This is a genomic window from Chelativorans xinjiangensis, assembly GCF_009812055.1.
Taxonomy (GTDB): Bacteria; Pseudomonadota; Alphaproteobacteria; order Rhizobiales; family Rhizobiaceae; genus Chelativorans; species Chelativorans xinjiangense.
In genome coordinates this window covers 51,100-65,716 of the sequence record NZ_WQNH01000027.1, presented here as the reverse complement: position 1 = coordinate 65,716, position 14,617 = coordinate 51,100, and the positions used below count along the sequence as shown (strand labels likewise).

At 64.9% G+C, this 14,617-nt stretch carries 6 protein-coding genes; 1 reads left to right on the top strand and 5 read right to left on the bottom strand.

Annotation, left to right across the window (positions count from 1 at the left end):
• Window positions 1–222: 222 nt before the first annotated feature.
• Entirely contained in the window at window positions 223–4,461 is a 4,239-nt protein-coding gene (locus tag GM910_RS16605) for a DUF7507 domain-containing protein (RefSeq protein WP_159589179.1), read from the bottom strand.
• A gap of 768 nt (window positions 4,462–5,229) precedes the next feature.
• Window positions 5,230–9,810: a DUF7507 domain-containing protein gene (locus tag GM910_RS16600; protein ID WP_159589177.1), complete on the bottom strand. Its 4,581-nt coding sequence runs from the start codon at window positions 9,808–9,810 to the stop codon at window positions 5,230–5,232.
• 915 nt (window positions 9,811–10,725) lie between these two features.
• Here GM910_RS16600 and GM910_RS16595 point away from each other — a divergent pair.
• Window positions 10,726–12,009: an NAD(P)/FAD-dependent oxidoreductase gene (locus tag GM910_RS16595; protein ID WP_159589190.1), complete on the top strand. Its 1,284-nt coding sequence runs from the start codon at window positions 10,726–10,728 to the stop codon at window positions 12,007–12,009.
• 69 nt (window positions 12,010–12,078) lie between these two features.
• On the opposite strand, the gene GM910_RS16590 is transcribed toward GM910_RS16595, so the two are convergent.
• The 3 genes from GM910_RS16590 to GM910_RS16580 are packed head-to-tail and all read right to left on the bottom strand — an operon-like array spanning window position 12,079 to window position 14,617.
• Window positions 12,079–12,513: a hypothetical protein gene (locus tag GM910_RS16590; RefSeq protein ID WP_159589175.1), complete on the bottom strand. Its 435-nt coding sequence runs from the start codon at window positions 12,511–12,513 to the stop codon at window positions 12,079–12,081.
• 1 nt (window position 12,514) lies between these two features.
• Entirely contained in the window at window positions 12,515–13,597 is a 1,083-nt protein-coding gene (gene flhB / locus GM910_RS16585; RefSeq protein ID WP_159589173.1) for a flagellar biosynthesis protein FlhB, read from the bottom strand.
• 15 nt (window positions 13,598–13,612) lie between these two features.
• The gene (locus GM910_RS16580) at window positions 13,613–14,617 is read right to left on the bottom strand and encodes a flagellar motor switch protein FliG (protein ID WP_159589171.1); all 1,005 of its coding nucleotides are present in this window, start codon (window positions 14,615–14,617) and stop codon (window positions 13,613–13,615) included.

Here is a 14,617-nt window from a genome sequence, read left to right as displayed (position 1 = left end):
ATTCGTTCAGTTGCGATGGGGTAGGCTTACGGTAGTCGGCACTTTTCCAACCGCTTGCGCTCGGCAAGGGAAAGCGGGGAGGCCGAGGTTGCTTGGGGCAATTCCAGGAGAAGTGGAAACCGGTTTACCGTCCGGAAATGGGCGGCAAAAAAGCGCCCCGCGCAAGCGGCGGGGCGCTGTCGAAGCCGAAGGCGGGGAAGCAGCGCGGAAGGGCTGACGCCCTTACTCGCGCGTCTCGATCCTGGTTTCGATCTCGAGCCGGTATCGGCGCGGCCTTTCCTTCCACATGCCGCCGATGGCGCGGCGGATGTGCCTCATGCGGTTGGCGACGAGCTTGCGGTCGGCCCTCGCATCGACATAGGCAAGGCGCAGGACGGAGACCTCGGGTTCGAGCAGGGCGATGATCTGCGGCAGCCTGACCTGCCATTCGGGCCTCAACTCCAGCGTTTCCGGCTCGAAGGCGGCATCGTTCAGGTCGAGGCGGATGACGCGGTTCACGGTAGCGGCGAAGTTGAGGCGCGAGGCCTTACCCGCCGTCAGCCGCACGGTGCGTGGGTTCTCGCTGATCAGCCGATAGCCCGTCGGCAGCGTGCGCGGGTCGAGCTTCATGATGAAGGTCGAGCCGATGCGGTCCTTCGGCATGTCGGCGCAGGCCACGTGGAAGCGGCCGTGCGCGTCGGTGGTCACAAGCAGCCCGTCCACCGTTGCCACCCGCACGCCGCCAAGCCCCGGCTCACCCACGTCCTGGTAGCCGTTGCGGTTGAGATCATCAAACACGCGGCCGATCAAGTCGCCGCAGTCGAAGACAGGCTCGGTCACCACCTCCACCTCCGCCGAGGCGATCGCGGAGACTGCCGTGCCATCGGCAAGCACCACCCGCGCGCGATTGACATATTTACCGGGGCTTGCCGCTCCCGACACGCCAAGCCGGTAGCTGATGACGATCTCCTCCATGTCGGCCGTGTAAGGCACATTCACAAACACCAGATCGCGGCCGCGTATTTCCGGTTCGACCGACCTGCCGCCGATGGCCGCTGTGCCCTTCAGGTAGGCGAAGCCTGGCGGCGTGGTATCGATCACCGTGATCGGCTCCTCACTGCCCTTCTCTAGACTCCGTGGCTTCAGCGTGAGGGCGTAAGGCACCGTTTCGCCGCGCCGCACTTCGGCAAGGCGGGATGCCTTGTCGAGGCCGAAGCTCGGCAGCTCCGCCAGGGAGGTGGCCGGCTCGACGTCGTCGATCGGCTTTCCGCTGCGCGCGGAAGCGCCCTCGGCGGAGGCCGTGTTCTCGGTTTCGCCCGATTGCAAAAGCGCGTTCTTCACGTCCTCGGCGCTCAACACATAGGTGGCGATGAATGTCACCGGTGCGTCGGCCGGCTTCAACTCGGCCACCGGAACCGGCCCACCGTCCTCCAGAGTGAAGGCCGACAGCGCGCTCGTGCCGCGCTTGCCGCCGAAGGTCGGGCCGGGATCGTTCGGCTTCACGTCCTTGGCGGTGATATTGCCTACATTGTCGATGGTCACGCGATACTCGATCACGTCGCCGGCCCTGGCGAAGCTATCCGGCATAATGGTCTGTTTTTCGGTTACCTTCAGCTTCACCGCTTCCGGCAACGCCACATGGGACGGATCGTCAGGGGTGCCGTCGCCGTTCAGATCCTTGTCGGCCGTGTTGACCGGGTCGTCCGAAAGGTCCGTCACCGGCTCCGCCGTGCTGCCGTCCGCCTTGACCGGCGGCGTGCCCGTCCCCTCGACCTGCAACAGAACCCCGCCGGCATCCAGATCCTCCTGGGTCAGCGCATACTCGACGGTGAAGCTCGTCTTGTTGGACTCCCCCGGCTTGAGCACGGGGATCGGCCCGCCTGCAACCTCGGCCACAGGTGTCGTCGCTCCCGGCACCGCGGGCGCTTGCACCCCGTCGACCGTCACATCGGTCAGCGTCACGTTGCCCGTGTTGGTGACGATGACCTCGCAGAGGACCTTGTCGCCCGCATCGATGATGCCGCTGCCGTTCGTGTCTTTGGGCGTGCACACCAACTCGGTCTTGATCTGCGGCGTCGCTTCCAGCGGCGTTTCCGTCTCGTCACCTTCGACGCCTTGCTCCGTGCGCGATTCCTTGGTGAACGTCCCGCCCCCCGGCGTCGTCGCCGTCCCCGTGGCGAGGTTCTTGAACACGCCGGCGTCGATCTCCTCCTGCGCGATCACGTGGTAGCCCGTGAAGCTCGTATCGTCCCGCCCGCCGACCGGGATCGGCGCGGCGAGCGTGCCCTCGATCACAGCCCCGGGATCGCTGATCGTGAAGGTCTCGATCGCCACGTTGCCCATGTTGACGATCGTGAAGGCGTAATCGATGCGGTCGCCCGCGTTCCCCACCACACCGTCGCCATTGTGGTCCGCCACGCCCACCGACGTCTTGATGAAGTCGCCGTCCCCCAAGGGAGTATCCGTCACCGTCGGCGTGCCCGGCGTCTGCCCTTCGTCATGCGACTGCGCCGTCACCGGCGCGCCGCCCGGGTCGGTGCCCGTCGCCGTGGCCGTGTTCTCGTACGTGCTGTTTGCGAGATCCTCGGCCGTGAGCGTGTAGGTCGCCGTGAAGGTGGTGCTGTCCGTCGCCCCCGCCGCAAGCGTGGCGAGCGGCCCGCCCGTGACGCTGACCTTCGGATCGGTGACCGTCACATTGGTCAGGTCCACATCGCCGGTGTTCCTGACCGTGAAGGTATAGCCGATCGTCTCGCCAGGCTCGGCATAGCCGTTGCCGTTCGCGTCGTTGAGCGTGCCTGTCTTGGTGAGGTCGAAGGTGGACGCGCCCTGCTCCACCTCCGTCACCGTCGGCGTGCCTGGCGTCTGCCCTTCGTCATGCGACTGCGCCGTCACCGGCTCGCCGCTCGGGTCGGTGCCGGTCGCCGTGGCGACGTTCTCCACCTGGCCCGCCGCCAGATCGTCCGCGGTGACCGTGTAGGTCGCCGTGAAGGTGGTGCTGTCCGTCGCCCCCGCCGCAAGCGTGGCGAGCGGCCCGCCCGTGACGCTGACCTTCGGATCGGTGATTGTCACATTGGTCAGGTCCACATCGCCCATGTTCCTGACTGTGAAGGTGTAGCCGATTGTCTCGCCCGCCTCCGCAAAACCGTTGCCGTTCTCGTCGTTGAACGCGCCTGTCTTGGTGAGGTCGAGGCCGGACGTGCCCTGCTCCACCTCCGTCACCGTCGGCGTGCCTGGCGTCTGCCCTTCGTCATGCGACTGCGCCGTCACCGGCGCGCCGCCCGGGTCAGTGCCCGTCACCGTGGCCGTGTTCTCCACCTGGCCCGCCGCCAGATCGTCCGCGGTGAGCGTGTAGGTCGCCGTGAAGGTGGTGCTGTCCGTCGCCCCCGCCGCAAGCGTGGCGAGCGGCCCTCCCGTGACGCTTACCTTCGGATCGGTGACCGTCACATTGGTGAGGGCCACATCACCGGTGTTCCTCACCGTGAAGGTGTAGCCGATCGTCTCGCCAGGCTCGGCGAAGCCGTTGCCGTTCTCGTCGTTGAACGCGCCTGTCTTGGTGAGGTCGACGGCGGCATTCTTCTTCAGCTCCGTCACCGTCGGCGTGCCCGGCGTCTGCCCTTCGTCATGCGACTGCGCTGTCACCGGAGCGCCGCTCGGGTCAGTGCCCGCCGCCGTGGCGACGTTCTCCACCTGGCCCGCCGCCAGATCGTTCGCGGTGACCGTGTAGGTCCCCGTGAAAGTGGTGCTGTCCGTTGCGTCCGGCGCCAGAGTGATAGGCCCGCCCTGCACCGTAAAGAGGGGGTCCGTGACGGTAATCCCGCTAACCGTCACGTTGCCGATGTTGCTGACCGTGAAGGTGTAGGTGATGGTCGTCCCATCGTCACTCAACGTGCCTTGCTTGAGCACATCGATGGCCGGATTTGGGGGGATCGGCACCTCGGTCGGACCCTCGGGGTCCACCGGGCCTGGCCGCGAGGGGGCGAAGAACTCGCCAGCGGTGGAGTGCGTTCCCACGGCTGTGGCCTGGTTCCGGATGAGGCCCGCGTCGACATCTTCCTGCGTCAGAACATATGTCGCAGTGAAGGTCGCCTTCTCCTGACGCTGGAGCGTTCCCTGCGGGGAGGAGCCGCTGTTGGAGACCCAGGTAGGGCCGGAGGTCAATTGCAGCGGCGTGCCGTCCTCCCGCTCGAGCAGGTTGTCGTCCACCCCGATATTCGTCAATTGCTCGACGCCGGTATTCTCGACTTCGATGGTGAAGGTGACGGTATCGCCCGCGTTGGTCGCGCCGGTCGACGCCGTCTTGACCGTTTTCAGAGCGCTGAGGCCGAACGCGAAGTTGGTGAGGCAATAATCCTCGCCTTCGCCCCAGGCCCGGACAATGAGCTCTTCGGTTTCGGCCGTTGCCGTAAAGGAATAGGAATGAAAGCCCCAGCTTTCGTTGGGAATGTCGAAGCTTTGTGCATTGCCAGAAACTCCAACCTGCAATTGGGGACACGCCGGATACGGAATTCTTAAGTTTCCGCTGACATATGTCGCCGCCGCACCCATTGCGAAGAATGAGATTTGGTATTGTCGCCCCACGACAAGGCCAGTGATGTTTGTTCCGATGGCCTCACGGGTAGTCCCGGTGCTTGGAAGCGTATTTATGATCATGGTGGCGAAAGTCGGTTCTCCAGTCGGAAGCGGAGGAAGAGACCCATTGTCCCACGGGGTGGGGCCTACACCCCAATTCTCGGTGTCGGAGCAATCCGGAGTCTCTTCAATTATGTACCAACCGGCAGGTGTCGTTGCCTCGCCCACTACACATGGCGAGGTCGGCGGAACGTTCTGGGCGGCGGCGGGCGTTGTGCTAAGGGCCGACAGCACCAGAAGCATGATGGCGGGCAGCGCGCGCGAAAGCTTCTCCATGCGCCAGGCCGATCCAAGCCAGGAGCGAAGGCGGCGGATGATGCCCGCCGCGCGTGGCCTTGCCCGGCCTATGTTCCAGAAGCCAGGCAGATTCCGTCTCTCATGCTCCTGCGTGCCACGGAGAAATCGGCGGATTGATATGTTGGGCATAAGGAAGAACTCCCTTGCTTCGTGACGAGGGTTGTCGGGCTGACGCATGTACGGGGACGCGTACGGTGGAGCTGCGCTTCGAGGCGCGAGCAAAAGATCAGCGGCACTATAGGAAAGGCAGAACGCTTACGTCAGTTTGCTAACGGGTATGTTTACCGTGAGCGGCGGCCATACACGCCGCCGCTCGGGCCCTATCTATTTGCTCAGCTCGATCTTGGTCTCGATCTCGAGCCGGTATCGGCCGGGCTTTTCCTTCCACATGCCGTCGATGGCGCGGCGGATGTGCTTCATGCGGTTGGCGGCGAGCTTGCGGTCGGCGCCGGCGTCGACATAGGCGAGGCGCAGCACCGATTCCTCGGGTTCCAGCAGGGCGATGAGCTGCGGCAGCTTCACCTGCCACTCGGGTTTCAATTCCAGCATGCCCGGCTCGAAGGCAGCATCGTTCAGGTCGACGCGCACGACGCGGCTGAGTGCGGCGGCGAAGTTGAGGCGCGAGGCCTTGCCCGCCGTCAGCCGCACCGTGCGCGGGTTCTCGCTGACGATGCGGTAGCCGGTCGGCAGCGTGCGCGGATCGAGCTTCATCAGGTAGGTCGAGCCGATGCGCGCGTCCGGCATATCGGCGCAGGCCACGTGGAAGCGGCCGTGGGCGTCGGTGGTGACGAGAAGCCCGTCCACCGTCGCCACCCTGGCGTCCGCCAGCCCCGGCTCGCCCACGTCCTGGTAGCCGTTGCGGTTGATGTCGTCGAACACCCTGCCGATCAGATCGCCGCAGTCGAAGACCGGTTCGGGCACCACCTCGATCACTGCCTTGGCGATGGGGGAGATCACCTGCCCCTCGACACCGTCCACGATCACCTTCGCCTGGTTGGCATATTCGCCGGGCTTGAGGGCGGCCGAGACGGCGAGGCTCAGTTCCACGACGATCTCCTCCGTATCGACCGTGTAGGGCACGTTCTCGAAGACGAGCTCGCGGCCACGCTGCTCGGGCTTCACCGCCACGCCGTCGATCATCGCCGAGCCCTCGACATAGGTGAAGCCGGGAGGCATGGTGTCGATCAGCGTGACGGACTGGGTGTCGTCCTCGATGCCCACCGGCATCATGGTGATGGTGTAGGGCACCCGTTCGCCCCGCCGCGCCTGCGAAAGCCGCGATTCCTTGGTAAGCCCGAAGCTCGGCAGCTCCGCCTTGGTCGTGGCCGGCTCCACATTGTCGATCGGCTTGCCGCTGCGCGCCGAGCCGCCCTCGGCGCTGGCGGTGTTCTGGACCCCCTCCGGCTGGCCGGCCGAACGCGCCACGTCCTCGGCGGAGAGCGTATAGAAGGCGGTGAAGATCGCCGGGGCGTCGGCCGGCTGCAGCGCGGCCACCGAGGCCGGCTCGAAGGCCGACAGGGTGCCGGTCCCACGCTGGCCGGCGAAGGTCGGGCCGGGATCCTTCGGCTTCACGTCCTTGGCCGTCACATTGCCCACATTGTCGATGGTCACCTTGTACTCGATCACATCGCCGGCCTTGGGAAAGCCCTTGGGCATGACGGTTTCCTTGTCCGTCACCTTCAGCTTCACCGCTTCCGGCAGCCGGACATGGGCCGGATCGTCGGGAGTGCCGTCGCCGTCCAAATCCTCGTCGGCCGTGTTGGCCGGGTCGTCCGAAAGGTCCGTCACAGGGTCCGCCGGGCTGCCGTCCGCCTTGGGCGGCGGCGTGCCGACCCCCTCCACCTGCAACAGCACCCCGCCGGCATCCAGATCCTCCTGGGTCAGCTCATACTCGACGGTGAAGCTCGTCTTGTTGGTTTCCCCCGGCTTGAGCACGGGGATCGGCTCGCCTGCAACATCGGCCACGGGCGTCGTCGCTCCCGGCACCTCGGGTGCTTTCACCCCGGCGACCGTCACATCGTTCAGCGTCACATTGCCTTTGTTGGTGACGATGACTTCGCACTGGAGCTTGTCGCCGGCATCGATGATGCCGGTGCCGTTCGTGTCCTTGGGCGTGCACACCAACTCGGTCTCGATACCCGGCGTCGCCTCCAACGGCGTTTCGGTCGCGTCACCCTCCTTGCTGCCCTCCTTGTCGTTGCGCGACGTCTTGGTGAACGTCCCGCCTCCCGTCGTCGTCCCCGTCCCCTCGGCAAGGTTGGTGAAGGAGCCCGCGTCGATCTCCTCCTGCGTGATCACGTGATAGCCCGTGAAGCTCGTCTCGTCCTGGCCGCCGACCGGGATCGGCGCGGCAAGCGTGCCCTCGATCACCGCCCCGGGATCATCGATCGCGAAGTCCTCGATCGCCACGTTGCCCATGTTTATGATCGTAAAGGCGTAGTTGATGCGGTCGCCCGCATTCCCCGTCACCCCGTCGCCGTTGTGGTCCACCACGCCGACGGATGTCTTGATGAAGTCGCTATCCCCATAGGGAATATCCGTCACCGTCGGCGTGCCCGGCGGCTTGCCCTCGGGATGCGACTTCTGCGGGATCTTCTTGCCTGTCGGGTCCGTTGCCGTCGCCACGGCGACGTTCTCGATCATGGCCTCCTCCAGATCGTCCTTCTTGATCGCATAGTCGAAGGTAAACTCATGCGTGTCGCCCGCCGTGCCCTTCGGCTGCAGCGTCGCTTTCTCCGAGACATAGCCGATCCTGGCGTCCTCCACGCCGACATCGCTCAGCACCACATCGCCAAGGTTCATGGCCTTGAAGGTGTAGGTGATGGTCTCCCCCTCGTCGGCATAGCCGTTGCCGTTCGCGTCCTGGAAGGCGCCGCTTGACTTGACCACGGTATAGGCCGAAGAGCCCCTCTCCAGCACGACCTCTGTCCCCGCGTTCCCGTTCTCATCGTGCGAGGTCGCCGTCACATCCTTGCCCGACGTGTCCGTGCCCGTCGCCACGGCCGTGTTCTTGAACCCGCCGGCGTCGATATCCGCGTCCGTGATCGTGTAGTCGAATGTGAACTCGTGCGTGCCCCCCTTCTCCAGGTCCACCGGCGTCATGGGCGGCAACGCGATCCTCGGGTCCGTCACCACGATCCCACTTATCTTCACATCGCCCTTGTTCTCCAGCGTGAAGGTATAGGTGATGGTCTCGCCCGCTTCGGCATAGCCGTTGGGAACCAACTCGTCCTGGAACGCCCCCTTCTTGAGAAGATCGAGAGCCGGCGCGCCCTGCTTCAATTCCGTAAAGGTTCCCGTCCCCGGCGTCCCGCTGCCGTCATGCGACTGCGCCGTCACATCCTGGCCCGACGGGTCCTTGCCCGTTGCCGTCGCAAGGTTCGTAACACCCCCCGCCGCAATATCATTCTCCGTGATCGTATAGGTGGCCGTGAAGGTGGTGCTGTCCGTGCCCTTCGGATCCAGCCTGGTGATCGGCCCGCCCGTTATTTGCCCGCCATTCGCCGTGATAAAATCATCCGTCAGTGTGAGGTCCGTGATCGGCACGTTGCCGTTGTTCGTAAGCGTGAACGTGTAGCTGATCGTCTCCCCAGGCTCCGCAAAGCCATTTCCGCTCGCGGCGCCGGCACCGTCGTCGTTGAACGTCCCCGTCTTGATTAGCTCGAGAGCCGGCTCCTGCTCCAGCTCGGTCACCGTCGGGCCGTCCGGGCCGCCATCCGGATTGTTCGGATCGCTGGACATGTCGGTGACGTCCTGCCCTCCTGGAGCTGTCCCCGTCACTGTCGCCTGGTTCTCTACGGAGCCGTTGTCCACGTCCGCCTGGGTGATGGTGTAAGGGGCCGCCGTGAAGGTGATGCTGTCCGACGCCCCCGCCGCAAGCATCGCGATCGGACCGCCGGTGACAGGCACCGTCGGGTCCGTGACCGTTACATTGGTAAGGTCCACATCCCCCGTGTTCGTCACCGTGAAGGTGTACTGGATTGTGTCGCCGTCGCTCGCAAAACCGTCCCCGTTTGTGTCCTGGTATACCGCGGCTTTCGTGATCTCCATATGCGCATCCAAGATCGTGTAGGTCATGGAGTCGATGCCGGCGCCACCGCATTGGCGGGTGCTGGATATTATGTAGGCGGCTTCGTTCTCCACCACTTCGATGGTGAACTGTTCCCTGTTTTCCTTTTCCTGGTCCGTGAGGATCGACACGGGGATCGCGAAGGGCTCCGCGTCGTATGTGCCTTCGGGGATCGAGATCGTGACCGTCGGCCCGCCGCTGTAGTCGGCAGGTCCGGTTGCCGTCCCGTCGGTGACCGCGAGGGTCACGGTGAGTGTTTCACCAGGCTTGACTTCGCCGCTGACGAGGATGTTCCCCGGACTTGCCGTGCCCTCCTCGCCCTCACCGCTCGCCTGCTCCAGTTCGACGAAGGGAACGAGGCCGGAAATATTGATTTCATCGATGAGATTGCCGTAGTCCAACTGGCCGCCGCCGTTCCCCAGCGCCTCGAAACCGAACTGGTATTCCCCCGCGGGCTGTGTCCATGTGAAGTTGCCCTCGTAGTAGGACCAGGTGTTCACCTTTGCAGCGGGGGCACAGTTGCCGTGGGAACAGGCATCGACGTTGCCGTTGCCGTTGGTGTCGGTCGTGACCTCCGCGATATCCCACAGCAGGGCGCCGTTGGAATCGTTGATCCTGAAGACCGCCGTATCCCCGGTGCTCGTGCGCGCACGATGGCTGAAGTACCACCCGATCTCGTCATTCGGCAGCAGGCAGACGGACTGATATATGCGCGATACGTCCAGCGCGTTCAGTTCCGCAAGTTGGTTTCCCGCGTACGAAGGTATCCCGTTGACCCTTCCGGTGTACCAGATATCGATCATATTGCCCGTATCCGAGTAGTTCTGTCCGCTCATCAAGCTGCACCGCCTGACATGCCCCCCATCCGTCATCGTCGCATGAGTCGTCTTCCACCCGGGCACCAACCCGCTTTCCGCCGGGATCACGATCGATTCGCAGGTTGGATCGCCGTTGTTAGCAAGATTGGGATTCATCGCCGGCTCCTCAAACCCAAGGTTGAGAAAGCTGCGCTGAACCGCCTGCGCTACGTCCATATGGGCGCCCATGAACAGGACGCTTGCGAGCATAAACGCGAAAGCCTTCCCGCCCTTGCGCCATGCCCCGTCGAGTTTACCGGAATCTGTCGCCCGACTTTGCGTATCTCTCGTCATTTCCTGTCTCCAGACGCCACCGCTGATTTCATGATTTCTTGCGGCGGTTTGTGCGCTCCATGCGCATAAACCGGCTGCCCCGCTCCGTTCAGTCACAGGGAAGGCTTGGGTGAATCGATCGGCAGTAAACGAACATGGCCGCAAGCATCCGCCGCAATCCGCGAACCGGCAGCGGCCGGTTGCGGAAAGCTAACGAAGTGCAATCGGTACCGTTTGACATTACGCCTTTCCCTACCTTTGCCTTTTCGGCTTTGGAGAACTACGGCAGACGTAAAGAACACGTCGGGCGCAGCGCGCTCGCCCCTGTCGTAGGAAAGACGCAGGTGATTCGTTCAGTTGCGATGGGGTATGTTTACGGTAATCGGCATTCTTCCTTCCCTGCACAGAACACTCTTCCTTCCCCGCACAGAACAGAAGGCGTGAGATGAGATCCGTATCGTCGGAGTAAATTTGCGGTAACAATACCCTCGCCGAGCCGGCCAACACCGCCTGGGCGGAAGAGGGAGAGCGAAGAAGGCCGCCCGTAAGTGTCCATTGGCATTTCCCTCGCCGCGTGCGAAATCTCCGGCGGAATTCTGTCGAGCCATGAGCTTATCTACGATGCATGACGATGCCGACGGTCAGGGCCTGTGGGCCGAGACCGCCCCGCCCGCGCCTGAAACCGCCCCTCTCTCCGGCTCCCTCACTGCCGACGTTGCCATCGTCGGCGGCGGTTTCACCGGCCTTTCCGTCGCGCTGCACCTGGCAGAAGCCGGGGCGAAGGTGGCGGTCCTGGAGGCATCGGAAATCGGTCATGGCGGCTCGGGCCGCAATGTAGGCCTCGTCAACGCCGGCATGTGGGTCATGCCGGACGACCTGCCGAGCACGCTCGGAGATGTCTACGGCCAACGGCTCCTCGCCCTCCTGGGCGAGGCCCCGCGCCTCGTCTTCGACCTCATCGAGAAGCACGCCATCGCCTGCGAGCCGGAGTGGACAGGCACCCTGCACTGCGCGGCGGGCGAAAAGGGCCTCCGCCAGATCGCGGAGCGCGCCCGGCAATGGCAGGCGCGCGGCGCGCCCGTCCGCCTGCTCGACGCGGCAGAAACCGCCGCCAAGACCGGCACCGCCGCCTATGCCGGCGCCCTGCTCGATGAGCGTGCAGGCACCCTCCAGCCCCTCGCTTATGCCCGCGGCCTGGCGGGCGCGGCAATCGGCGCCGGCGCTCAAATCTTCACCCGCTCGCCAGCCATGGCGGTCGAACGCGACGGCGCGCGCTGGCGTGTCACGACACCTTCGGGCAGCGTGACGGCCGAGTGGGTGGTGGCGGCCACCAACGCCTATACCGGCCACCTGTGGCCGGAGCTGCGCGCCGAGCTCGTCCGCATGCCCTATTTCAATTTCGCCACGGAGCCCCTCGGCGAGGCGCTGCGAAAGCGCATCCTGCCCGGGCGCCAAGGCGCCTGGGACACGAACAAGATACTGACCTCGTTCCGGATGGACCGCCAGGGCCGGCTCGTCTGCGGCAGCATCGGCGCGCTTCGCGGCACCGGGCGCCAGGTGCATGCCGCATGGGCGCGGCGCACCCTGCGCCGGCTCTTCCCCGCACTGGAAGATGTCTCCTTCAGCCACGCCTGGTACGGCATGATCGGCATGACAGATGACCACCTGCCAAAATTCCACCGCCTGGCGCCCAATATCGTTGGCTTCAGTGGCTACAACGGCCGCGGCATCGCCCCCGGCACGGTCTTTGGCCAAGTCCTGGCGCAGCACATTCTCGGCGCGCTCCCGGAGGCAGACCTGCCCCTACCCGTCACCCCGCCCCGCCCGCGGCCGCTGCGCACCTTACACGAGGCCGGCCTCGAATGGGGCGCGCAAGCCTTTCACCTGATGCGGACGATAGCTTAGCTTTACAGTTGCGATTCACCGCCGCACCCCTCGCGCCCCCTTCTTGATTTCCAACTTACAACTGCAATGTCAGACGCAGCTCGGCAGTGTCCTGCGAATGCGCGCCTTGGCGAGCGCGGCTTCCAGGAAGGCGGAATTGTCCTCCGGATCGTCCGAAGGCCGGTCGAACGCCACATAGCTTACCTCCACGGCCGCCTGCAGTGCGCTCAGCGACAGGGTGAAATAGACCGTCGCCCCCTCCGGCCGCAATTCCAGATCGAGCGCGATACGCGGCGTCTCCGTCCAACCGACATGCGCCTCGCAGCCATGGCCGAGCCTGAGCGTGCCCGGCATGAAGTAGAGCTCGGCCGCCGATTCCACGATATCGGCAATGCTCGCCATGCTCTCCAGGCGGATGAAGGCCACGTAGTCGGCCAATTCGATAAGCCTCAGTTCGTTGGCAACGTCCTGGATGGCGTTTGCCACGACGATCTCGCGGGCGGCGGAATGCGGCTGCCGGTTCATCTCATGTCGCCCTTCTCTCTCCCTCTGCCAGCCTGTAGACGCGGCGCACAAGCTCGGCCACAGCCTTGTAAAACTCAGGCGGGATCATGCTATCCACCGAAACTTGTTTGTACATGGAGCGGGCGAGCGCCGGCTCCTCGAAGATGGGAATGTCGTGCTCGCGCGCGATCTCGCGGATCTTGAGCGCGATGAGATCCTGCCCCTTGGCGACGACCACGGGGGCGGCGTCCTTGTCGCGTTGGTAACGCATGGCGATGGCGTAGTGCGTCGGGTTGGCGATCACCAGCGTGGCGCGCGGCACCGCCCCCATCATGCGCTGCCGTGCCCGGTCGCGCGCCAGCGAGCGCTGCCTGGCCCTGACGATCGGATCGCCTTCCGTCTGCTTGTGCTCGTCCTTCACCTCCTGGCGCGTCATGCGCAGGTCCTGCCGCCAGTTGAAGCGCGACCAGACGACGTCCGCCACCGCGATCAGCGCCATGACCAGCGTCACGGCGACGAGGATGTCGATGGCGATGTCGCGGATGGTGACCGTGAAGGCAAATGGATGGGTGACCATGCCGGAGAGCAGCCGCGTGTCGGCCGCGCGCAGCATGAAGGCGACAAAGGTGCCCGCCACCAGAAGCTTGCCCAGCGACTTGGCGAACTCGACCAGCCCGCGCGGACCGAAGAGGCGCGACCACCCCTTGGCGAGCGAGATGCGCGAGGCTTTCGGCTGTATGCGTTCGAGCACGAACCGCGGCATGTTCTGCAGCACGGAAGCCGCGATCCCGGCCGACACCAGGAGCAGCATGACCGTGCTGACCACCTTTGCGATCTCCAGGAAGACGATGCGATAAAGGGCGATCGCGTCCGATTGCGTCTCGAGCGACCAGTCGTCCGCCCGCTCGATGAAGATGGAAAGAAAGTGGCCGAGATCCACGGCGCTGTCGCGGGCGAAAAACATGACGAAGGCAAGGATGGCGAGAGACGAGGCGAAGACCGGCGCCTCCTTCGAGAACGGCAATTGCCCCTTCTCGACCGAGTCGCGGACCTTCTTCTCCGTGGCCTCTTCTGTCTTGCTTTCCTTGTCCGGCTCTTCAGCCATTCCCGCTCCGGCCCGCTACGCCGCCTTCTGTGCCGACGGCAGCTCGAACAGGCCCTGTTGGGAAAGCGCCACGGCGGCGGCGGCGATACGGCGGCGCGCCTGGGCGATCTCCTCGGCCGGTATGCCGTCCGCCGGCATGGCGAGTTCGGCCTCGATCATGCGGCGCGAACGGGCGCCGAGCGCTGAAAGAACCGCCTCGGCGAGGTCCGTCGGCGCATTGCGCAGGGCGAGCGTGACGAGATCCGTGGCCAGCCCGTCCAACAGCGCCACCTGCGCCTTCTGCGGCAGGTGAACCACCTCCTCGAAGGTGAAGAGCCGCCCGCGGATCGCCTCGACATCCTCGGAGCCCGCCTCCTCCAGATCGCCGATGACCTCGTCGATCTGCGCCTTGTCCATCTCGTTGAGGACGCTTGCTACCCGTGCCTGGCCGGCGGAGGCGTCCCTGCCGTTGGCCTCCGCACGCAGGATTTCGGCGATGCGCTTTTCGATGACGGTGCGTGCGGCGGGCGGAACCTGCCCCATTGAAGCCATGCGCCGCATCACCTCGCCGCGCTGCGCCTTCTTGAGGACGAGCACCACCTTCGAGGCGGCCTGTGGCGCCATATGCGCGAGGATGACCGCCACGGTTTGCGGGTGCTCGCGCGCCAGCACCTGTGCCAGGCGGTCCGCGTCGAGCTTTTCCAGCTCGCGCCAGACCTCCTCCATGCTGACGGGCGGCGGCTCGCTGTATCCCATCAGCACGCTGACTTCCTCCGGCGACAGCGAGTCCGTCAGGATCCTGTCCATGCTGTCGGCCGAATCGAGCAGGCCTGCCCCCTCGGTGAACTCGTTCTCGAATTCCCGCACCACCTTTTCCAGCTCGGCCTGCGGTATGGTGCGCAGGAGCCTCGCGGCCTCGATCAGCGCCTTCAACTCCTCCTGCTTGAAGAACTTCAGGAGCCTTCCTGCCGAGGGCTTGCCCATGGCGACGAGGATGGCCGCCGCCTTCTGTGCCTGCGTGAGCTTCACCGGCAACCCCAT